15 protein-coding genes are annotated in these 22052 nt (G+C 73.4%); 4 read left to right on the top strand and 11 right to left on the bottom strand.

Features of this window, described 5'->3' with window-relative positions:
* Positions 1-166 precede the first annotated feature (166 nt).
* Together BX283_RS26395 and BX283_RS26390 are read left to right on the top strand one after the other, a co-directional pair.
* On the top strand, positions 167-1372 hold the full coding sequence (locus tag BX283_RS26395; protein ID WP_101389970.1) for a ThiF family adenylyltransferase: 1206 nt from the start codon (positions 167-169) through the stop codon (positions 1370-1372).
* Positions 1365-2789 carry an AarF/ABC1/UbiB kinase family protein gene (locus BX283_RS26390; RefSeq protein WP_101389969.1) on the top strand — a complete coding sequence of 475 codons (1425 nt, stop codon included), beginning with the start codon at positions 1365-1367 and terminating at the stop codon, positions 2787-2789. The genes BX283_RS26395 and BX283_RS26390 overlap by 8 nt, the downstream gene beginning before the upstream one ends.
* Before the next feature lie 146 nt (positions 2790-2935).
* Here BX283_RS26390 and BX283_RS26385 read toward each other — a convergent pair whose 3' ends face one another.
* The 5 genes from BX283_RS26385 to BX283_RS26365 all read right to left on the bottom strand — a co-directional run bounded on the left by BX283_RS26385 (position 2936) and on the right by BX283_RS26365 (position 6803).
* Positions 2936-3121 (bottom strand): hypothetical protein, encoded by a 186-nt coding sequence (locus tag BX283_RS26385; RefSeq protein ID WP_101389968.1) that lies wholly within the window; start codon positions 3119-3121, stop codon positions 2936-2938.
* A 120-nt stretch (positions 3122-3241) separates the two neighbouring features.
* The gene (locus BX283_RS26380; RefSeq protein ID WP_101389967.1) at positions 3242-3565 is read right to left on the bottom strand and encodes a hypothetical protein; all 324 of its coding nucleotides are present in this window, start codon (positions 3563-3565) and stop codon (positions 3242-3244) included.
* Positions 3562-3930 (bottom strand): WhiB family transcriptional regulator, encoded by a 369-nt coding sequence (locus BX283_RS26375; RefSeq protein WP_067163768.1) that lies wholly within the window; start codon positions 3928-3930, stop codon positions 3562-3564. The genes BX283_RS26380 and BX283_RS26375 overlap by 4 nt, the downstream gene beginning before the upstream one ends.
* A 161-nt stretch (positions 3931-4091) precedes the next feature.
* A complete protein-coding gene (locus tag BX283_RS26370) occupies positions 4092-4397 on the bottom strand; it encodes a hypothetical protein (protein ID WP_101392587.1) in 306 nt (101 codons plus the stop codon).
* Between the two features lie 222 nt (positions 4398-4619).
* Positions 4620-6803: an ATP-dependent DNA helicase UvrD2 gene (locus tag BX283_RS26365; protein ID WP_180357257.1), complete on the bottom strand. Its 2184-nt coding sequence runs from the start codon at positions 6801-6803 to the stop codon at positions 4620-4622.
* Between the two features lie 239 nt (positions 6804-7042).
* On the opposite strand from BX283_RS26365, the gene BX283_RS26360 reads away from it, so the two are divergent.
* Positions 7043-7285, top strand: a complete 243-nt coding sequence (locus tag BX283_RS26360; RefSeq protein WP_101389965.1) for a mycoredoxin — start codon at positions 7043-7045, stop codon at positions 7283-7285.
* 81 nt (positions 7286-7366) lie between these two features.
* Here the strand turns inward: BX283_RS26360 and nudC are convergent, their stop codons facing one another.
* The 6 genes from nudC to BX283_RS26330 form a co-directional block, all read right to left on the bottom strand.
* Positions 7367-8338, bottom strand: coding sequence for an NAD(+) diphosphatase (nudC, locus tag BX283_RS26355; RefSeq protein ID WP_180357256.1), 972 nt, complete (start codon positions 8336-8338; stop codon positions 7367-7369).
* Between the two features lie 75 nt (positions 8339-8413).
* On the bottom strand, positions 8414-9832 hold the full coding sequence (locus BX283_RS26350) for a dipeptidase (protein WP_101389964.1): 1419 nt from the start codon (positions 9830-9832) through the stop codon (positions 8414-8416).
* Positions 9833-9842: 10 nt separating this feature from the next.
* Positions 9843-13592, bottom strand: a complete 3750-nt coding sequence (locus tag BX283_RS26345) for an ATP-dependent DNA helicase (protein WP_180357255.1) — start codon at positions 13590-13592, stop codon at positions 9843-9845.
* Between the two features lie 93 nt (positions 13593-13685).
* Positions 13686-14588, bottom strand: coding sequence for a hypothetical protein (locus tag BX283_RS26340; RefSeq protein ID WP_101389962.1), 903 nt, complete (start codon positions 14586-14588; stop codon positions 13686-13688).
* A gap of 85 nt (positions 14589-14673) precedes the next feature.
* Positions 14674-18294, bottom strand: a complete 3621-nt coding sequence (locus BX283_RS26335) for an ATP-dependent DNA helicase (RefSeq protein WP_101389961.1) — start codon at positions 18292-18294, stop codon at positions 14674-14676.
* 152 nt (positions 18295-18446) lie between these two features.
* A complete protein-coding gene (locus BX283_RS26330) occupies positions 18447-18899 on the bottom strand; it encodes an MGMT family protein (protein ID WP_101392586.1) in 453 nt (150 codons plus the stop codon).
* Positions 18900-19132: 233 nt separating this feature from the next.
* Between BX283_RS26330 and BX283_RS26325 the strand changes: the two genes are divergently transcribed.
* Positions 19133-21976 carry a YbhN family protein gene (locus BX283_RS26325; RefSeq protein WP_373979294.1) on the top strand — a complete coding sequence of 948 codons (2844 nt, stop codon included), beginning with the start codon at positions 19133-19135 and terminating at the stop codon, positions 21974-21976.
* Positions 21977-22052 lie beyond the last annotated feature (76 nt).

Genomic DNA, 22052 nt, shown 5'->3' with positions numbered 1-22052 from the left:
GTTACCCGCTGTCAGTGGGGGAAGTCCCGCCTCCGGGACGGTTCACCCATGATCCATTCAGGCCGTGCACCATTTGAACGACTAATGCCGCCGCCTGTGGACAACTTTCCGCACGACTTCGCCGCACCCGGCATTCTGACAACGGGATCGCACAACGGGGGTGGAAATGCATCCGATGCTGAAACCGGCACTGCGCCGGGCATGGCGGGACCGGCAGACCGTGCAGTTCGGGGTGACACCGGCACGGGCGGTGGTGCTCTCGCCGGTGGACACGGCGACCGGGAGCTTCCTGGAGCTCCTGGACGGCACCCGCGGCCTGCCGCTGCTGTACGAGGAGGCCAGGGCCCTGGACCTGTCGCCCGGCCAAGTCGACGCGCTGGTGGAGCGGTTGACCGCGGCCGGGGTGGTCGACGACCCGACGGCCGGCGGCCCGGCGACGCAGGCGACGCGCGGGCGGACCGAGGCGTTCGACCGGACCAGATCCGACCTGGCCTCGCTCTCCCTGGTCGATCCCGAACCGGGCGGCGGGGCGCGCCGGTTGGCGGCCCGCCGGTCCCTGCGGGTACAGGTGCGGGGCGCGGGGCGGGTGGGGGCGACGATCGCCTCGGTCCTGGCCGCGTCGGGAGTGGGACGCGTGGAGGTGCTGGACGGCGGGACGGTGCAGCCGTGGGACGTGGCGCCCGGCGGACTGCCCGAGCACACAGTCGGCGAGCGCCGGGTCCCGGCCGCCCAGCAGCTCGTGCGGGGCGCGGCGCCGAGCCGTCCGCCGCGGTCCGGCGAGAGCGACGGGCAGGCCGGGCTGGCACTGATCGTGGTGGCCCCCAGGGACGGCCTCGATGTGTACGCACCGGATCCGGTCACCGGCGGCGAGTGGGTGGCGGCCGGCATCCCCCACCTCTACGCGGGAGTCGTGGAGACGACCGGGCTCGTGGGGCCACTGGTCCTGCCCGGGGGCACCGGGTGCGCGGGCTGTCTGGCGCTGGAGCGGGCAGAGCGCGACCCCGGCTGGCCCCGGATGCTGGCGCAGTGGCGCTCGGGCCGCCGCCAGGGCGCCGTACCGGCCTGTGATCTCGCGCTCGCCACCGCCGTGGCGGGGCTGGCCGCGGCCCACGCCCTGGCCTTCCTGGACGGCGACCTCCCGGCGAGCACGGGCACACGGTGGGAGGCCTCGCTGCCCCTGCTCGGCTGGCGGCCGCGGCGCCTCGGCGCCCGGCTCGACTGTCCCTGCGGCGCTGGTGGGAACAGTGAAGGGGAGGACACCTCGGGGGACGTACGGCCTCAGGACACAATGGCCCCGGTAACCGCTGTCAACGACGCACTGCCGCGAGGCGCGCGGCACCGCCGGCTGGGAATTGGAGGGGCGCATGTCTGATCTTCCCCGGAAGGCGGTCACCCGGACCGCCAAGTTGGCCGCGCTGCCCCTGGGCTTCGCCGGGCGTGCCACGTGGGGCCTGGGCAAGCGGATCGGAGGCAAGTCCGCGGAGATAGTCGGCCGCGAGCTCCAGCAGCGCACCGCCGAGCAGCTCTTCAAGGTCCTGGGCGAACTCAAGGGCGGAGCGATGAAGTTCGGGCAGGCCATGTCCGTCTTCGAGTCGGCGCTGCCCGAGGAGGTCGCCGGTCCCTACCGGGCCGCACTGACCAAGTTGCAGGAAGCGGCACCGCCCATGCCGACCCGTACCGTCCACGCGGTGCTCGCGGAGCGGCTCGGCGACCAGTGGCGCGACCTCTTCCTGGAGTTCGACGAGAAGCCCGCCGCGGCCGCCTCGATCGGGCAGGTGCACCGGGCGGTCTGGCACGACGGGCGCGAAGTCGCGGTCAAGGTGCAGTACCCGGGCGCCGGGGAGGCGCTGCTCTCCGACCTGACCCAGCTGAGCCGGTTCGCCCGGCTGCTTGGGCCGCTGATCCCGGGCATGGACATCAAACCGCTCATCTCGGAGCTGCGCGACCGGGTCTCGGAGGAACTGGACTACGAGCTGGAGGCATCTGCCCAGCGGCAGCACGCGGCGGAGTTCGCGGACGATCCGGACGTGGTGGTCCCTGATGTGGTGCACCAGCGCGACCAGGTCCTGGTGACCGAGTGGATCGACGGGACCCCGCTGTCCGAAGTGATCGCCGACGGCACGGAGGAGGAGCGCGACCGGGCGGGCCAGCTCCTCGCGAGGTTCCTCTTCTCCGGCCCGGCCCGCACCGGACTGCTGCACGCGGACCCGCATCCGGGCAACTTCCGGCTGCTGCCACCGGAGAAGGAAGGCGGCGCGCGGCGGCTGGGCGTGCTGGACTTCGGGACGGTGGACCGGCTGCCGGGCGGCCTGCCCCGGACGATCGGCGACTCACTGCGGATGACGCTCGAAGGCGACGCCGAGGCGGTCTACGCGCTGCTGTGCGAGGAGGGCTTCGTGAAGGAGTCCATAGACCTCGACCCGGACGCGGTCCTGGATTATCTGCTGCCGATCATCGAGCCCGCCCAGGCGGACGAGTTCACCTTCACCCGGGCCTGGATGCGCGGGCAGGCCGCCCGGATCGCCGACCCGCGCTCCCCCGCGCACCAGTTGGGCAAGCAGCTGAACCTGCCGCCCGCGTATCTGCTGATACACCGGGTGACGCTCTCCACCATCGGAGTGCTGTGCCAGTTGGACGCGACGGTCCGGCTGCGGGACGAGCTGGAGCAGTGGGTGCCCGGGTTCCTCTCCGCCGCCGAGGAGGAGGAGCTGGGTGAGCTGGAGAACCTGACGGTCCTGGGAGCCGGGGAGCCGAACGAGGAGGAGGACGAACAGCCCGCCGGGGCGTGAGGCCGGGCGGCCTGTGACGGCCGCCGGGGCGTGAGGACCGGCGGGGCGTGAGGACCGACGGCAGGCGATGACGCATGGCCGGGGGCGGGGTGGGGTGGGGCCGGGGGGGCGGGGGGGCGGGGGGGGGAGGCCCCCCCGGAAGGAAGTCACCACCACACAGAGTCGAGCCTGCTCTCGATCGCCCGGATGTTGGCGCGCGCGCAGGCGTCGCAGAAGTAGAGACGCTCGCCGTTCTCGACGGAGTAGGTCCAGGTCGGCGGAGTGCTCTCGGCGGGGGTGCCGCAGCTCGAGCACACAACGGTCTCGGCAACCGGCTGGGTCGGGTCGTCCATTTCGTGACGATACCGCCGCGGCCGGTGGTTGCGGGCACAACGCACCGCGGGGGCCGGTCCGTTCGGACCGGCCCCCGCGGGCTCATTGATCACTTCGCGCACTGGTTGGCGGTGCGGCCGTTACTGCATGACGGCCATGGCCAGGGCGCGGCGGGCGCGCATCGACACGCGCTCGGCGCGGCGCTGCATCCGCCGGGCGGCGATCAGGCGCATGGCCTGCCGCTCGGCCTCGGCTTGCCGCAGGCGCTCGTGCATATGGGCACGGGCGAGGGCTTCTGGCATGAGTTGCATTTCGAGGGTCCTGTTCTGACGCGAGGCGTTCGCGCCGGTGGTGGTGAAGTCTGGGGTCGCGGAGCCCATGGGCTCGCTGGCGGACGTCGTCATCGGGGCCTGCTTCTGGGGGTCGTTCGTGAGGGGGCGGTCGATGGTTCCCGGGCGGTTCATGCGGCGACCGGGTTCTTGCGCGGGCGGCCACGCGGCCGCTTGCGGGCTACGACCACACCCTGGACGAAGAGCTCGCCACCCCAGACACCCCAGGGCTCGCGCCGCTCCTTGGCCCCGGCGAGGCAGGCCTCGACCAGCGGGCAGGTGCGGCAGAGGGACTTGGCGTACTCGACGTCTGCCGGGGACTCGGCGAAGAAGACCTCCGGGTCGTACGAGCGGCAGGGGACGGGTACGCCGAGGTTCTCGATGGCGTCGTCGAGCGCGGTGAGCGCGGTGAGGGGAGTCAAGGCGGGGTCCTCCGTGAGACCGGGCGGGGGGATCGTCTGGGCGGGCGGTACGGACGGGGCGTGCGCTTCGAGTTGCACGGTGTTTTTCTTCCTCGTCTTGTTGTCGGTCCGGCCGGTCGGCCGGTTTTCGGCTGGTACCGAGACCCCTTCGCGCTGTCGTCCCCGTTCGGGGACAAACAGAAGGGCCGCGGATCCCTGGTGGGGTTCCGCGGCCCTGAAGGCGCCTGCCTGATCCTGGATCAGGCTGGATCACTCCAGGGTTCGAGCCCACGGAAGGCCCACATCGTGTGGTGCTGCGTCGTCTGCTGCTTCTCGGCTCCGGCACCGGCCGCCGCGAAGACATAGGCCTGCTGGGCCTGTCCCTTCACTACTGCTGCTTCCGGTGCCTGGGTCGGTCGCTCATTGCCGTTCCGCACGGGGAGGCTCGCCAGGGAGGACGGAATGACGGCCGAGAGGCCGAGCAGACCGGAGACGCCGGCGGACAGACCGGTGCCCTGGAACGAGGAGCCGAGCGGGCAGGTGGCGACGACCGAGCGATCGGTCATTTTGGTGGTGCTGATGCTGGTGAAGTTGATGAAGCTGGTCACTGGTCTCGCCTCCTCTCGGCGTCTCGGGGAGCTGGGGCCCGGGGGCCTTGATCCCATGCGTATTCGGATAAGTACAGCAAGTAGAGCACGGATGCAGGGCCCCTGAGAAGCCGCTGTTTCCGTGGTTAAGAACCTATGGGGATTCCTGGGGCGGGCGCAAACTATTTTTCCCACGAGTTTTCAAGAGGGCTCCTGATCGCTTCCGCCAACCTCCTGACCTGCGCAGATGGCCAGAACATCGGTGCCGAAGCGGTCCAGCTTGCGGGCGCCGACGCCTGAGATCACCGCGAGCTCCCCGCCGCTGGACGGCACGGCCTCGGCGATCGCCATCAGGGTCTTGTCGGTGAACACGCAGTAGGGCGGCTGCCCCAGCAGGCTCGCCTGGCCCGCCCGCCAGTCGCGCAGTCGCTCGTACAGACCCTCGTCCATGTCGGAGGGGCAGTCCTCGCAGCGCATCAGCTTCATCTCACCGGCTTCGGTGAGCGTCTTGCCGCACACCCGGCACAGGACCGGGCCGCGCCGGGTCCGTCTGCGGGCGGCGCCGCGCTCGATGCCGCTCGTGGAGCCCGCCGCCGAGGAGCGGGCGCCGAGGGCCGCGGAGCCGGGCCGCAGGCCGTTCAGGAAGCGGCTGGGGCGTCGGGACGGCCGTCCGCCGGGAGAGCGCGAGAGCGACCAGGACAGGGCCAGGTGCACCCGGGCCCGGGTGACGCCCACGTAGAGCAGTCGGCGCTCCTCCTCGACCTGCTCGTCGGTCTTCGCATATGTGATCGGCATCATGCCCTCGGTGAGACCGACGAGGAAGACCGCGTCCCACTCCAGACCCTTCGCGGCGTGCAGCGAGGCCAGGGTGACGCCTTCGACCGTGGGCGCGTGCTGCGCGGCGGCGCGCTCGTCGAGCTCGGCCACCAGGTCGGAGAGTGTCGCGCCGGCCTTGGCACGCGCGAAGTCCTCGGCCAGCCGGACCAGCGCCGCCAGCGATTCCCAGCGGTCACGGACGGCACCCGAGCCCGCCGGGGGTGTGGCGGTCCAGCCTTTGGTGCCGAGGACGGCCCGGACCTGGGACGGCAGGTCCACGGCGTCGTCGAGGAGCGAGTCGTTGCCGCCCGCGCGGGCCGCGCCGCGCAGGGCGACGCCCGCCTCTCTGACCTCGGGCCGCTCGAAGAACCGCTCGGCGCCGCGCAGCTGGTAGGGCACGCCCGCGTCGGCGAGTGCCTGCTCGTAGATCTCCGACTGGGCGTTGATCCGGTAGAGCACCGCGATCTCACCGGCCGAGACTCCGGAGGCGATGAGGTCGCGGATGCGCCGGGCGACGCCCTCGGCCTCGGCGGGCTCGTCCCCGTATTCCGTGTAGACCGGTTCGGGGCCCGCTTCGCGCTGGGAGACGAGTTCGAGGCGGTGCTCGGCGGCGCGGCCGCGCGCCTGGCCGAGCAGGCCGTTGGCGAGGTGCACGACCTGGGGGGTCGAGCGGTAGTCCCGCACCAGCTTGACCACTGTCGCGTTCGGATGGCGGGTGCGGAAGTTCAGCAGGTGGTCGGGGGTGGCGCCGGTGAACGAGTAGATCGTCTGGCTGGCGTCGCCGACGACGCAGAGGTTGTCCCGCTCGCCGAGCCACAGCTCCAGGAGGCGCTGCTGGAGGGGGCTGACGTCCTGGTACTCGTCGACCACGAAGTGCTGGTACTGGCCGCGGATCTGCTCGGCGATGTCGTGCCGGTCCTGGAGGACGCCGACCGTGAGCAGCAGCACGTCCTCGAAGTCGATCATTCCCCGGTCGCGCTTCAGCTCTTCGTACGCCCCGTAGATCTGGGAGATCTCGGCCGGGTCGCGCGGCGCGTCGCGCTGGGACTTGGCGACCGCCGCCGGGTAGTCGGCGGGGACGGTCTGGGTGACCTTCGCCCATTCGATCTCGCCCGTGACGTCCCGCAGCTCGCCCCGGTCGAGCCGGACGCGGCAGCGGGCGCCTGCCTCCGCGACCAGCTGGACCTTGCGCTCGACGAGCCGGGGCAGTTCGCCGCCGACCGCTTTGGGCCAGAAGTACTGGAGCTGGCGCAGGGCGGCCGAGTGGAAGGTGCGGGCCTGGACGCCGCCCGCGCCGAGCTGGCGCAGCCGGCCGCGCATCTCGCCCGCCGCGCGGTTGGTGAACGTGACGGCCAGCACGCTGCTCGGTTGCAGGATCCCGGCCCGCACCCCGTACGCGATCCGGTGGGTGATCGCGCGGGTCTTGCCCGTCCCGGCTCCGGCCAGCACGCACACCGGTCCGTGCAGGGCCGTGGCGACCTCGCGCTGCTCGGGGTCGAGGCCGTCGAGCACCGCGTCCGCCGAGTCGGGGACCTGTGGGAAGAGCGAGGAGTGCGTTGCTGATGTCACCCCGCCATGCTGCCAGGTCGGCGGAGGCGGACGGGACGCGTTGTCCACAGGGGGCGGGATTGGTCGTACTAATACCTCGCCGCTGTCCCCCCGCTGTCTCCCCCGCCGCCTTCGGGCTGTCTCCGCGTATCGGTCGGGAATGGCGGCCCGATCGCGTACGTTCTCCCCTTGGCGCTCACCCGCTGAGGGCCACCGACCAAGATCCACCCCACCGAGCCGAACATGAGGAGTGCGAGAGCATGCCGGGCACTGTGACGATGTACAGCACCACGTGGTGCGGCTACTGCCGTCGGCTGAAGAGCCAGATGGACCGCGAGGGCATCGCGTACAACGAGATCAACATCGAGCAGGACCCGGAGTCGGCGGCGTTCGTCGAGAAGGCCAACGGGGGCAACCAGACGGTGCCGACCGTGCTCTTCGCCGACGGCTCGACGCTGACGAACCCGTCGCTCGCGCAGGTCAAGCAGAAGATAGGCGCCTGAGCCTCCGCTCCACGCGCGCGTAGAGGGCCCCCACCGGTGCGGTGGGGGCCCTCCGTGTGCCGGGGCGCGTGGGCGCCGGGATCAGTGCGTGGGCCTGGGCAGCGGCTTGCCGTACCAGAGCTCGATGAGGCGGGCCGCGATCGAGATGCCGTACGGCGGCAGGACCTCGCCCGACTCGAAGGCGGCGCGCAGGTCCTCGCGGGAGAACCAGCGGGCCTCGTGGATCTCCTCGCCGTCCACGTTGATCTCGGACGACGTGGCGTGCGCCATGAAGCCGAGCATCAGGCTGGACGGGAACGGCCAGGGCTGGCTGGCGACGTACTCGACCTCGCCGACCGTGACGCCCGCCTCCTCGAAGACCTCGCGGCGCACCGACTGCTCGATGGACTCGCCGGGCTCGACGAAGCCGGCCAGGGTGGAGAAGCGGCCCTCCGGCCAGTGCACCTGGCGGCCGAGCAGCGCGCGGTCCTGCTCGTCCGTGACCAGCATGATCACGGCCGGGTCGGTGCGCGGGTAGTGCTCGGCGCCGCACGCCTGGCAGCGGCGGATGTGGCCGGCGGCCGCGATGACCGTGCGCTCGCCGCAGCGGGAGCAGAAGCGGTGCAGCCGCTGCCAGTTCTCCAGGGCGACGGCGTGGACCATCAGGCCGGTGTCGCGGGGCGACAGGAGCAGCCCGGCCTCGCGCAGGCCCGCCGCGCGCGCGGACTGGTCCATCCGGCCCGGGAGGGAGTCCTTCTGGAGCGCGAAGTAGCTGACGCCGTCGTCGTCGGTGCCCAGGAAGTAGCGGTGGGTCTCGGTGACGGGGGCCTCGAAGGCCGGGGTCATCACGAGTTCCGTACGGCCGTCGGCGGTGTCGTCGATCAGGACCTGACCGCCGGAGACGACGAAGACCCTGGTCGTCGGGTGGCTCCAGGCCGCCGCCAGCCAGGCCTCGTCCAGGCGGTGGTGGGCGGCGCGGTCGATGCCGCTCGCCTCGGTGAGGCTGATGGGCGTGGCGAGGCCGATCGGCCGGTCCGCGGTGGCGTCACTGCTGGTGGTGCTGGTGGTGCTCACAGGTGCTTCCAACTCCCCCGGGTGGATGGGTTCAGCGGTGTTCGTTCGGCGGTGGTGCGGCGGGGCCGCGGCCCTTCACCGCCGTACGGCGGCGAGGTCGCCCCACAGGTGGGCGGTGGTCTCGACGCCCTTGAGGAGGAGGTCGACCTCGACCTTCTCGTTGGGCGCGTGCCAGCCGTCGGACGGGACGGAGATCCCCAGGAAGAGCACCGGGGCGCCGAGTACGTCCTGGAGGTCGGCGGCCGGGCCGGAGCCGCCCTCGCGCGTGAAGCGGATCTTCTGGCCGAAGGCGCGGCCCATGGCCCGTACGACGGACTGCAGGGCGGGGTGGTCCAGCGGCGTCAGGCAGGGGCGGGTGCCCGCGCTGAAGGTGATCTCGTGCCGGATGCCGGCCGGGACCTGGTCGGCGGCCCACTGCGTGACGAGCTTCTCGATCCGTTCCGGGTCCTGCCCGGCGACCAGCCGGAACGACAGCTTCACCATCGCCGAGGACGGGATGACGGTCTTGCCGCCAGGGCCCTGGTAGCCGCCGCCGATGCCGTTGACCTCGGCGGTCGGCCGGGCCCAGACGCGTTCGAGGGTCGAGTATCCGGCTTCGCCGTGGGTGGCGCGGGACTTGGCGGTGCGCAGCCACTCGGCCTCGTCGAAGGGCAGCTCGGCGACGAGTTCGCGCTCGGCGTCCGTCAGCTCGGCGATGCCGTCGTAGAAGCCGGGCACGGCTACCCGCTCGTCGGCGTCGTGCAGCGCCGCGACCAGGCGGGCGGCGGCGGTGGCCGGGTTGGGCACGGCGCCGCCGAAGGAGCCGGAGTGGATGTCCTGGTCCGGTCCGTACAGCCGGATCTCGCACTCGGCGAGGCCGCGCATGCCCGTGCACACCGTAGGTGTGTTCTCCGACCACATGCCGGTGTCGGAGACGATCACGGCGTCGGCGGCGAAGCGGTCGGCGTGTGCCTCGACGAGAGCGCGGAAGTTCGGCGAGCCGGACTCCTCCTCGCCCTCGACCAGGAGCTTGAGGTTGACGGCGGGCGCGGTGCGGCCGGTGGCGGCGAGGTGCGCCCGCACGCCCAGGGTGTGGAAGAACACCTGGCCCTTGTCGTCGGCCGCGCCCCGCCCGTACAGCCGGCCGTCGCGCAGCTCCGGCTCGAAGGGCTCGGTGTGCCAGCCGTCCTCGCGCGCGGCGGGCTGCACGTCGTGGTGGCCGTAGACGAGCACGGTGGGGGCCTCGGGGTCGCCGGAGGGCCACTCCGCGTAGACGGCCGGGGCGCCCGGGGTCGGCAGGACCTCGGTGACCGGGAAGCCGGTCTCCTTGAGCTTGGCGGCCAGCCAGTCGGCGCTGCGCCGTACGTCGCCGTCGTGCTCGGGCTGGGCCGACACGGACGGGATCCGCAGCCACTGCGCGAGGTCGCCGAGGAAGGCGGCGCGATGCTGCTCGATGTACGCGCGCACCGTGTCGTCGGCTGCGGTCTGGACGGCGCTGTCCGGGGTCTCGCTCATGCCATTGAGCCTATCCGGCCGCTGGTGGTGGCATGTCCGCCGGTGTCCCGGTCGGTCCGTGCGGGGCCGCGGGGGCAGGCTCCTCGCGCGCGTGCCCGTGCTCGGCCCGGCCGCCGCCCGTTCCGCCGCTCTCCCCCAGCAGGATCCGCTCCAGCTCGGCACGGCCCGGGAGGCGGGCGGGGCGGACCGTCTCCCCTGTACGTACGTACAGGAAGGCGGCCGTAACGGATTCCAGCGGGACGCCGTGCTGCTCGGCCCAGGCGAGCCGGTAGACGGCGAGCTGGAGCGGGTCGCCGGTGGCACCGCGGCCGGTCTTCCAGTCGACGATCTCGTACGTGCCCGGCCGCTCGCCCGGGTACACGGCGTCGATCCGGCCGCGGATGACCCGGCCCGCCAGCGTGAGCTGGACGGGCGCTTCGGTGCGGAGCGGGGTGCGCCGGGCGTACGGGGAGCGCTCGAACGCCTCCTTGAGGGCCGCCAGATCCCGCTCGTCCGCGATGTCGGCGTCGCTCTCGTCGCCGCCGGGGAGCTCGTCGGGGCCGAGCATGGGCAGCGGCAGCTCCTCGAAGCGGGATTCCACCCAGGCGTGGAACCGGGTGCCGCGGCGGGCGGCGGGCTGCGGCGGCTTCGGCATCGGCCGGGCCAGCTCCTGGGCGAAGCCGTCCGGGTCCGCGGCCAGTCTCAGCAGGTCGGAGGCGGTGAGCGAGGGCGGCACCGGGACTTCGCGGCTCGTGGCGCGGGCGCGGCGGAGCTCGGTGGTGAGCGCCTCCAGGTCGCGGTCCCAGGAGGCGATGGCGCGGCGCTCCTCGGGGGTGAGGGCGGGCGGCTCCTGCGGGGCGCGGTCGGTACGGGCGTCAGTACGCGGGCGGGAGGGCTGGGCGGGGACGTCTGCGCGCGCGTGGGCGTCGGGCAGTGCGGAGGGCTGGGTCGGGGCGGGGCACTGGGGCGGTGCGAGGCGCCCCGCCGATTCCGCGTGTTCCGCCGGTGCCACGTGTTCCGCCGGTACCGGGCGCTGGGTCGGCAGGCTCTCCCAGCCGTCCTCCAGCGCGGAGAGGACATCCAGGTCGTCCGCGTCACCGTAGGCGTCGAAGCTGTCGAAGTCGTCGAAAGCGCCGGAGCCTTCGGGCGGCAGCGGGTCGTCCTCGTAGAGACCGTCCTCGTAGGGGAAGTCGGTCTCGTGGGGGAAGTCGGCTTCGTAGGAGAGGTCGTCCGCCACGCGCGCGTGGACCGAGTCCTCGCGCGCGTAGTGCGACTCTTCCGCACCGGCCGCCCCCTCCGCGTCCAGGTACGCCAGGACCGTCTCGGCCGCCGCCCTTCGGCGGGCCAGGGACGTCGGGTCGAGCGGGAGCGGCCACGCGTGCGTGGCGGCCGACTCGCTCAGGGCCGGGTTCTCGGCGTCCTCGGCCGGGGCATCCGCCCAGGCCTCGATCTCGCCGTGGCCCGCCTCGCAGTGGGCGTACAGCGCCTGGAGGAACTCGGACGGGCCGCGCGGCTTCTTCTGGCTCGGGCCCCACCAGTGGCCCGAGCCGAGGAGCAGCGAGCGGGGGCGCGTGAACGTGACGTAGCCCAGGCGCAGTTCCTCGGTGTGCTGGTGCTCCTTGAGCTCCTCCTTGAAGGCCTTGAGGCCCTTGGCGTCCCACTCCGGAGTGGCCGGGAGGGTGGGGGCGTCGCCGCGCAGCGCGTGCGGAAGGACCTTGGCCTGGGCCGTCCAGGCCTCCCGCGACTGGGTGGAGGGGAACGTTCCGTTGACCAGGCCGGGGACGGCGACCACGTCCCACTCAAGTCCTTTGGACTTGTGGGCGGTGAGCACCTTCACCGTGTTCTCGCCGCCGGGCAGGGCGTTGTCCAGGCCCTTCTCGTACTGGGCGGCGGTGCGCAGGAAGCCGAGGAAGGCCAGCAGGGAGGCCTCGCCGTCGAGGGCCGCGAACCCCGCCGCTATGTCCAGGAAGTTGGCGAGGGTCTCGCGGCGGCGGGCGGCCAGGGCGTGCGGCGAGGCCGAGAGCTCGACCTCCAGGCCGGTGGTGGTGAGCACGCGGTGGAGCACGTCCATCAGCGGGTCGGCGAGCGAGCGGCGCAGATCGCGCAGCTCGGCGGCGAGCCGGGCGAAGCGGACCCGCGCCTCGGCCGAGAAGGGCAGCCCGTCGTCCTCGCCGTCACCCGACTCCAGGAAGGTGTCGAGCGCGTCCGCGAGGGAGATCACCTCGGCCGGGTCGACGCCTTCCACGGCGTCCGCGAGCCGCTGGTCCGGGTCGTCCGATCCGGCCCTCTCGCGCCGTACGAGATGGCGGGCGCGGCGGCCGAGCAGGGCGAGGTCGCGGGGGCCGATGCGCCAGCGGGGGCCGGTCAGGACGCGGACCAGGGAGGCGTTGGCGCCCGGGTCCTGGAGGACTTCGCAGACCGCCACCAGGTCGGCGACCTCGGGCAGGTGGAGCAGCCCGGAGAGGCCGACGACCTCGACGGGGATGTCGCGCGCGACGAGCGCGCCCTGGATCTGCGGGAAGTCGCCCGCGGTCCGGCACAGGACGGCGATCTCGCCGGGCTCCTTGCCGGTGCGGACCAGGTGCGCCAGGGAGTCCGCGAGCCAGTCGATCTCCTCCTGGTGGGTGTCGAGCAGGGCGATGCGGACCGTGCCGTCGCGCTCGGCGCCTGGGGCGGGGCGCAGCGCCTCCACGCCCGCGTGCATCGCGCGCAGCGGCGCGGCCAGCGAGTTGGCGAGGGTGAGCAGACGGCCGCCGCTGCGGCGGTTCTCGCTGAGCGAGTGGCGGGCGGCCGGGCTGCCGTCCTCGTACGGGAAGTGGCGCGGGAAGTCGTCCAGGTTGGCCACTGAGGCGCCGCGCCAGCCGTAGATGGCCTGGCAGGGGTCGCCGACGGCGGTCACCGCGTGTCCGGTGCCGCCGCCGAAAAGGGCGGCGAGCAGCCGGCGCTGGGCGACCGACGTGTCCTGGTACTCGTCGAGCAGCACGACGCGGAACTCGTCGCGCAGGATCCGGCCGACCTCGGGGCGGGTGAGGGCGAGCTCGGCGGAGAGCGCGATCTGGTCGCCGAAGTCGAGCAGGTCACGGGATTTCTTGGCATCCCGGTAACGGACGGTGAGGTCGAGGAGTTCCAGCCGCCCCTCGGCTGCTTCGGGCACCTTGCGCAGATCCGCGTTGCTGAGCCTGGCGCCCTCCAGGGCGCGGAGCAGCTCCCGGTCGTACGCCCGCAGCTCCTGCGGTCGTACGAGGTGCTCGGCGAGCTCCGCGTCCAGCGCCAGCAGGTCGCTGACCAGGGAGGCGAAGGACTTGGTCAGCGCGGGGTACGGGCCGGGCGCCTCGCGCAGCACGCGGGCCGCGAGCTGGTAGCGGGTGGCGTCGGCGAGCAGCCGGGAGGTGGGCTCCAGCCCTATCCGCAGGCCGTGATCGGTCAGGAGCTGTCCGGCGAACGCGTGGTACGTCGAGATCCGGGGCTCGCCCGGGGGGTTGTCGGGGTCGATCGCGTCCGGGTCGGTGATGCCCGCGCGGACCAGGGCGGTGCGGACCCGCTCGGCGAGCTCGCCCGCGGCCTTGTTGGTGAAGGTCAGTCCGAGGACCTGCTCGGGGGCGACCTGCCCGGTGCCGACCAGCCAGACCACCCGGGCCGCCATGACGGTGGTCTTCCCGGACCCGGCGCCGGCCACGACGACCTGCGGGGCGGGCGGGGCGGTGATGCACGCCGTCTGCTCCGGGGTGAACGGGATGCCGAGGAGCTCCTTGAGCTCTTCGGGGTCGGTGAGGAGGGGCACCCCAGAGAGGCTAACGGGGGCCACTGACAACCGTGGTCCCCGTCGGTGCCGGTGTGACGCTCCCCGCACCCGCGGCCGGGGGGCGCCCGGGTGTCAGGCCTTCAGCTCGCCGGTCCCGCCGGAGCCGGAGCCGGAGCCGGAGCCGCCGCCGGGCTTCATGCCCAGCTTCTCCAGGTCCATGACCTGGTCGGCGGGCGGCGCAGTGATCGTCACCGGCTTGTCGTAGTCACCGAAGGTGACGGTGCCCGGCTCGTCGCCGCCCGTCTCGGCGACCTTCAGCAGCCGGGCCGGTCCCTGCTTGGCGACGTACATCGTCACGGTGGAGCCGTCGCTCTTCTTCTTGGCGAGGGTGACGGCGGGCACACCGGCGACGACGGTGTCGGCGCCCTTGGTCATCCCGGTGCGGTCGCCCTTGTCGTCGTCCATGCCCGCGACGATCTCGGAGAGCACGCAGAACTCGCCCATGCCGTCGCCGGACGCCTTGCCGTGGCTCTTCTTCGACTTCGCCGGGGCGTCCGCGGGCATCTTCATCCAGCGGCCCTTGAGGACCTCGATCATGGCGTCGGCCTTGCGCTTGGGGGTGCCGTCCTTCTGGGCGATGGCCCGGTAGAACTTCTCGTCGCCCTTCATGTAGAAGGACTTGGCGTCGGCCTTGAGCAGGTGGACCGTGCCGCCCTTGACGGTCGCCTTACCGGAGCAGTCGCCCTGGCGGGTGACCGTGACCTCAAGGGCCATGTGCTCGCCGTCGGAGATGCCCGCGCCGGACACCTTGACGGTGTTCGCCGCCTTCGTCACGCCGACCGCCTTCTCGGCGATCGCGTCGGGGGTCATCCCCGCGAACGGGTCCGCGGGTGTGGGGGAAGCCGTCGCGGACGGCTTCTTGGCCTCGGAAACGTCCTTGGCCTTGTTGTCACCGTCCTTGTCGCAACCCGCAAGAGCGGCGACGGCGGTCGTACAGACCACCGCGATGCCCAGAACCTTCCGACTGACCCACATGTGTCTCTCCTCGCAGACCGATGGACCCGCGACATTGTGCGCCTGTCGTGGCCCCATCAATACAGCGCCCCCGCCCCCACATCCGTCACTCCAGCACCTGCCGCCCCTCCGGCTGGGCCGAGCACGACGTACGGAACGTGCAGTTCGTGCAGTGCTGGCCCGGGTTCGGGGTGAAGTGCTCGTCCAGGACGCGGCCCGCCGCCGTGGCGAGGAGGTCGCCGACCCACTCCCCCGCCAGCGGCTCCTGCGCCTGCACCTTCGGGTACGCCTCACCGCCTTCCTTCTTGGGGGCGGCCTGGCGCAGATGGACCAGTTCGGCGCCGCCGGGCGCGGGGCGCTCGCCCGCGAACGCCTCGTCGACCGCGCCCCGCTCGACCGCCAGCTGGTAGACCGCCAGCTGCGGATGGGCGGCCACCTCGCTCGCGGTGGGCGCCTGTTTGCCGGTCTTGAAGTCGACCACGTAGGCGCGGCCCGCCTCGTCCTGCTCGACCCGGTCCATGGAGCCGCGGATGCGGACCTCGTACTCGCCCGCCTCCAGCGTCACGTCGAAGTCGTGCTCGGTGGCGACGGGGGTGCGGCCCGCCCGGTCGAGGGTGTGCCAGCGCAGGAAGCGCTCCAGCGCCACGCGCGCGTTGTTCTTCTCCTGGACCGACTTCCAGGGCGCGTCGAAGGCCAGCGCGTCCCACACCGAGTCCAGCCGCTCCATCAGCACGGCCAGGTCCGCGGGCGTACGTCCGGAGGCGACCTCGTCCGCGAGGACGTGCACCACGTTGCCGAAGCCCTGCGCGGCGGTCGCGGGCGCGTCGGCCTTCACCTCGCGGCCCAGGAACCATTGCAGGGCGCAGGTGTTGGCGAGCTGGTCGAGCGCGCTGCCGGAGAGCACGACCGGGTGATCGCGGTCGCGCAGGGGAACCGCGGAGCGCGTCGGCTCGTTCAACCCCCACCAGCGGTACGGGTGGGCCGCGGGGACCATGGGCTGGCCCTCGTCGTCGGTGAGGGCCGCGAGGCGGGCGAGCCGGCGGGCGGCGGCGTCCCGCAGCGCCTCGGACGCCTCGGGGTCGACGGTGGTGGCGCGCAGCTCCGCCACCAGCGCGGCGACGGCCAGCGGGCGGCGGGGCCGGCCGGTGATGTCCTTGGGCTCCTCGCCGAGCTCGGCGAGGAAGCGGGAGGGCTGGTCGCCGTCGTCGGCCGGGGCCTTGACCGCCGTCACGACGAGACGGTCGCGCGCGCGGGTGGCGGCGACGTAGAAGAGGCGGCGCTCCTCGGCCAGGAGGGCGCCGGGGGTGAGCGGTTCGGCGAGGCCGTCGCGGCCGATGCGGTCGGCCTCCAGGAGCGAGCCGCGGCGGCGCAGATCGGGCCAGAGCCCTTCCTGGACGCCCGCGACGACGACCAGGCTCCACTCCAGGCCCTTGGAGCGGTGGGCGGTCATGAGGCGCACGGCGTCGGGGCGCACGGCGCGGCGGGTGAGGGTGTCGGCGGCGATGTCCTGGGCGTCGATCTCCTCCAGGAAGTTGAGCGCGCCCCGGCCGCCGGTGCGCTCCTCGGCCCGCGCCGCGGTGTCGAACAGCGCGCACACCGCGTCCAGGTCGCGGTCGGCGTTGCGGCCGGCCGTGCCGCCGCGCAGCGCGGCGCGCTCCAGGCGCTGCGGCCACGGGGTGCCGCTCCACAGCTCCCACAGGGCCTCGGCCGCGGTGCCGCCGCCCTCCAGGAGCTCGCGGGCCTTGCGCAGCAGCGCGCTCAGGCGCTGGGCGCCCCGGGCGTACGCGGGGTCGTGCGCGACGAGCCGCTCGGGCTCGGCGAGCACGCGCGCGAGGAGGACGTCGGAGGGCGGCGGCACACGGTTGCCCGCCGCCCGCTCCTCGTCGCGCAGAGCGCGGCCCAGGCGGCGGATGTCGGCGCTGTCCATGCCTCCGAGGGGCGAGGTGAGCAGATCGAGGGCGGTCTCGGGGTCGAGCCAGGTGGGCGGGGTGTCATCGGTGGTGTCGCCGCCGGAAGCCGTGTCAGGGCCATCCGCCGAACCGCCGTCGTCGGCCGAACCGCCGTCGGCCGCCGAACCGCCACCATCGGCCGCGCGGCCGTGGACGGCCCCTTCGCCGACGGCCGCCGTGACAAGGCCGTCTGCCGTGGCAACGTCGTCTGCCGCGTCGGCCTCACCCTCCGAACCGACGCCCTCCGAGCCGACGCCCCCCACCGGGCCGCCCTCTGCCGCGTCGCCGTCGGCAGCAGCGACGGCCCCGAGGCCCTCCCCGCCCCCCTGCGCCGCGCCCGGCAGCGCCGCCGTCGCCACCGCCCGCAGGGCCGTCAGCAGCGGCGTCACCGCGGGCTGGTGGCGCAGCGGGATGTCCGTGCCGTCCACCTCCACCGGGACGCCCGCCGACGTCAAGGCGCGGCGCAGGGCCGGCAGGGCGCGGGTGCCCGCGCGGGTCAGGACCGCCATGTCACGCCACGGAACGCCCTCTTCCAGATGGGCGCGGCGGACGATGTCCGCGATGTTCTCCAGCTCCGTGGAGGCCGTCGGGTAGGTGTACGCCTCGACGCGCCCGCCCGCGCGTACCGCCGCGAGCTCGCGGTGGGCCCGTACCTTCTCGGACGGCAGGCGCGGCATCGGCATCCGCCGGGTCAGCAGCCGGGTCGCCGCCAGGAGCGCCTCGCCCGAGCGGCGCGACGTCGTCAGCACCTCGACCGGCGCCGGGGTGCCGTCGGCGCGCCGGAACGTGTCCGGAAAGTCGAGGATCCCGTTGACGTCGGCGCCCCGGAACGCGTAGATCGACTGGTCCGGGTCGCCGAAGGCGACCAGCGTGCGGCCACCGCCCGCGAGGGCCCGCAGCAGGCGGACCTGAGCCGGGTCGGTGTCCTGGTACTCGTCCACGAACACCGCGTCGTACGCATCGGCCGGAGCGGGCCCGTACGGCGGGGCGGAGGAGGAGACGTGGGACGAGGCGGCGGAGTGCGGGGCGCGCTCGGCGAGCAGCACCGCCCGGTGGACCAGTTCGGCGTAGTCCAGTACGCCCTGGAGGTCGAGGACGTCGAGATATTCGGCCAAGAACGCGGCCGCCGCACGCCAGTCCGGGCGGCCGGTGCGCCGGGCGAAGTCGGCCAGCGAGTCCGGGCCCAGGCCCAGCTCGCGGCTGCGGGCGAGCACCGCGCGCACCTCGTCGGCGAAGCCCCGCGTGGTCAGACAGGCGCGCAGTTCGTCGGGCCAGCGCACGGGGGCGAGTCCCTCGCGCTCCAGGCCGAGCTGGCCGGCCAGCAGATCGCGTACGGCCACGTCCTGCTCGGGGCCGGACAGCAGGCGCAGCGGCTCGGCGAACAGGTCGGCGTCCTGGTGGGCGCGGACCAGGGCGTAGCAGTAGGAGTGGAAGGTGGTGGCCTGCGGGCCCCGGGTGCCGCCGAGGCGCAGCGCCATCCGGTCGCGCAGCTCCACCGCCGCCTTGCGGCTGAAGGTGAGGACGAGGATCCGCTCGGGGTCGGTCCCGGCGGCCACCCTGGCCGCGACGGCCTCGACGAGCGTCGTGGTCTTGCCGGTGCCGGGTCCGGCGAGGACGAGCAGCGGCCCCCGGTCGTGGTCAACCACCGCCCGCTGACGTGCGTCCAGCAAAGGGGGGTCCACCGGGCTCAACGGGGTACGTACCAGTCGGTACGCGCCGGCGGACCGCCGTCGTACCTGGGGGTACGTCGTACGCCCGGTGAAGGAGGAGGAGCTCACGTGGATCGCCGGTCCTGGTGGGTGTGCTGGTGATGAGGGTGCGGACGGGGGCCGTGCCGACTGTCGACGGTACGCCGAAGCGCGCCCGGCACGCAGCGAGTCATCCGTACGGGCCTGCGGCCGCCCCCGGTGACGCCCGATGGCCGAAGCTGTCAGATATGAGCCGCCCCGCCGCCGACCTCGCGCTCCGCGCCCGCCGCACGCGCGGCCGGTATGTCCCCGGCGCGCCCGGAACGGCTCCCGGCGCCCGCACCGTCCCGCGCGCCGCCGTCCCAGCGCGCCCGGCGCATGTCGAGGCGCGGCAGATGTCCCTCGGCGGCCCGGCTCGCCTCGCGCAGCGGCGTGGACTCGTCCCGGTAGTGGCCGAGGGCGCGCAGCTCGTGGCCCGGCAGCAGCGCCCCGTCCGCGCGCACCACGCGCCACCAGGGCGCGGCGGCGCCGTACAGCGCCATGACGCGGCCGACCTGGCGGGGGCCGCCCTCGCCCAGCCATTCGGCGACGTCCCCGTACGTCATCACCCGGCCGGGCGGGATCTGCTCGGCGACGTCCAGGACCCGTTCGGCATACTCCGGGAGTTCCGGAAGCTCATCGCTCACCCTGTCCATCCTGCCGTACGCCACCGACAGCGGGCCGGGGAGCAGACGCCCCTTGACCTGGCGCCCCAGGGCCACAGGGCGTGCACCGCACGGCGTACGCCCTCTCGACGCACCCTGATGCCCCCCTGCGGGGCCCGGTCATGCCACCATCATGCGGGCGGTGACCGGTGATACGAGAGCACGAAGACCAGACCGAAGACCAGACCGGCGAGACAGCGGACCAGACGGCGAAGGAGCGGGGCGTGCAGCCACCCGAAGCGGCGGCCGGCAGCACCCCGGAGACGGGGGCGCGCTCCGACGTACCCGCTTCCGGCGCGAAGGCCGCGCCCGGCGCCAGGCCCTCCACCGTGGCTCCGTCCGGCGCCACGGCCGCCTCCGCGCTGCGCGGCGCGGCGGAGAAGGAGTCCGGGTCCGGCTTCGAGGCCTGTGAGGGTTCGGCCTCCATCGAGCGCGTCTCCGTGGACGAACCGCTGCTCCCCGCGCGCGTGCACCGCCCCTCCGACCTCGTACGGCTGATCAGCGGCGTGCTGGCCATCGCGATCGTGCTCACCATCGCCGCCATCGCCCACCACACCACGTCCGGCCTCGAACAGGACATCAGCAAGGGCTCCGACCAGGCGCCGGACGTACTGATCCGGCTGGCCGGTCTGGTCTCCTCCATCGCCGTGCTGATCCTGCCGGTCGCCTTCGCCATCGAGCGGCTGATCAAACGCGACGGGCTGCGCATCGCGGACGGTGTGCTCGCGGCCGTGCTCGCCCACGGCGCCGCCCTCGCCACCGACCTCTGGGTCGCCAAGTCGGCGCCCGAGTCGATCACCAGCGCGCTCACCCAGCAGTCCGGCTCGGGCGGTCTCACCGACCCCGTGCACGGCTATCTCGCCCCGGTCATCGCCTATATGACGGCCGTCGGCATGGCCCGCAGACCGCGCTGGCGGGTCGCCCTGTGGGCGGTCCTGCTGCTCAACTCGTTCGCCGTGCTCGTCGGCGGCCAGACGACCGCCTTCTCGATCCTCGTCACGGTCCTGATCGGCTGGACGGTCGCCTACGGAACGCTGTACGCGGTGGGCTCGCCCAACGTCCGCCCCACCGGCCAGACCCTCCTCGCCGGACTGCGGAACGTGGGCTTCCGGCCGCTCACCGCGATGCGCGCCGAGGACGTCCCCGACTCCATGGAGCAGGGCGACCGGGGCCGCCGCTACTTCGTGACCCTGGAGGACGCGCCGCCGCTCGACGTCACCGTCGTCGACCGCGAGCAGCAGGCCCAGGGCTTCTTCTACCGGGTGTGGCGGCGCCTGACCCTGCGCTCCATCACCACCCGCCGCTCCATCCAGTCGCTGCGCCAAGCCCTGGAGCAGGAGGCGCTGCTCGCGTACGCGGCGATCGCGGCCGGGGCGCACGCGCCGAAGCTCATCGCCACCTCCGAGCTCGGCCCGGACGCCGTGATGCTGGTGTACGAGCACACCGGCGGGCGCTCCCTGGACTCGCTGGCCGACGAGGAGATCACCGACGAGCTGATGCGCAGCGCCTGGCGGCAGGTGCGCGCGCTCCAGTCGCGGCGCATCGCCCACCGCCGACTCGCGGGGGACGCGATCCTGGTGGATCGTTCCGGCACGGTCATCCTCACGGATCTGCGCGGCGGCGAGATCGCGGCCGGCGACGTGGTGCTGCGCATGGACATCGCTCAGCTCCTGGTCACCCTGGGGCTACGGGTCGGCGCCGAGCGCGCGGTGGCCGCCGCCGTGGACGTGCTCGGCCCGGACACCGTCGCCGACAGCCTGCCGCTGCTCCAGCCGATCGCGCTGAGCCGCTCCACGCGCGCGACGCTGCGCCGTCTGGCGCGCGAGCAGGCGCAGCGCGAGCGCGAGGCCGTCATCGAGGCCTCGCTCGCGGCCAAGGAGGCACGGGCCGCCGAGGCGGCGGAGGCCAGGCAGCGCGAGGCCGCAGCGCCGAGCGCCCCCGAGCAGCCGTCGGCCGCCGGGGAGGAGCGCAAGGCCGGACGGGCCGAGAACAAGGCCGTGCGCGCCGAGAAGAAGGCCGAGAAGGAGGCCATCGACGAGGCCCTGGAGAACGCGCGCGAGGACGATCTGCTCACCCAGATCCGCGCCCAGGTGCTGCTGATCCGCCCGCAGGCGCCGGTCGAGCCGGTGCGCCTGGAACGCATCAAGGTGAAGACCCTGCTGACGTTCGTCGCCGGCGCCATCGCCGCGTACTACCTGCTGGTGCAGATCACCCACATCAAGTTCGGCGATCTCGTCGCGAACGCGCAGTGGGGCTGGGTGGCGGCGGCCGTGCTCTTCTCGGCGCTCTCCTATCCGGCGGCGGCGGCGAGCCTGCTGGGCTTCGTGCCGGAGAAGGTGCCGTTCGGGCGGGCCGTGATCGCGCAGGTCGCGGGCTCGTTCGTGAAGCTGGTCGCCCCGGCGGCGGTCGGCGGCGTGGCCCTGAACACCCGCTTCCTGCAGCGCGCCGGGGTCCGCCCCGGCCTCGCGGTGGCGAGCGTGGGCGCCTCCCAGCTCTTCGGGCTCGCCTCGCACATCTCGCTGCTGCTGGTCTTCGGCTATGTGACGGGCACCGAGAAGACCCCGGACCTGTCACCGTCCCGGACCGTCATCGCGGGTCTGCTCACGGCGGCGGTGCTGATCCTGGTGGTCACCGCCATCCCCTTCCTGCGGAAGTTCGTGGTCACCCGGGTCCGGTCGCTGTTCGCCGGAGTGGTGCCGCGCATGCTGGACGTGCTCCAGCGGCCGCAGAAGCTGCTCACCGGCATCGGCGGAATACTGCTGATCACCGGCACCTTCGTGATGTGCCTGGACGCGTCCATCCGGGCGTTCGGCTCCGGCGACAACACCCTCAGCTACGCGAGCGTCGCGGTGGTCTTCCTCACCGCCAACGCGCTGGGATCGGCCGCCCCGACGCCGGGCGGTGTCGGCGCGGTCGAGCTGGCGCTCTCCACGGCCCTGACCATCGCGGGCCTGCCGGCCGAGACGGCGGCCTCCGCCGTGCTGCTCTACCGGCTGCTCACGTTCTGGCTGCCGGTGCTGCCGGGGTGGCTGTGCTTCAACTACCTGACCCGCAGGGGCGAGCTCTGACGGACCCGCGCGTGGGCCCCGGCCACCCGCATGGCCTGCGGTTTCGCGCGGGTCCCGGCCGACGGGCCCACGATGG

This window comes from Streptomyces sp. TLI_146, assembly GCF_002846415.1.
Classification (GTDB): domain Bacteria; phylum Actinomycetota; class Actinomycetes; order Streptomycetales; family Streptomycetaceae; genus Streptomyces.
Note: the sequence above shows the minus strand (reverse complement) of the source record. Positions and strands in the feature narration are given on the sequence as shown.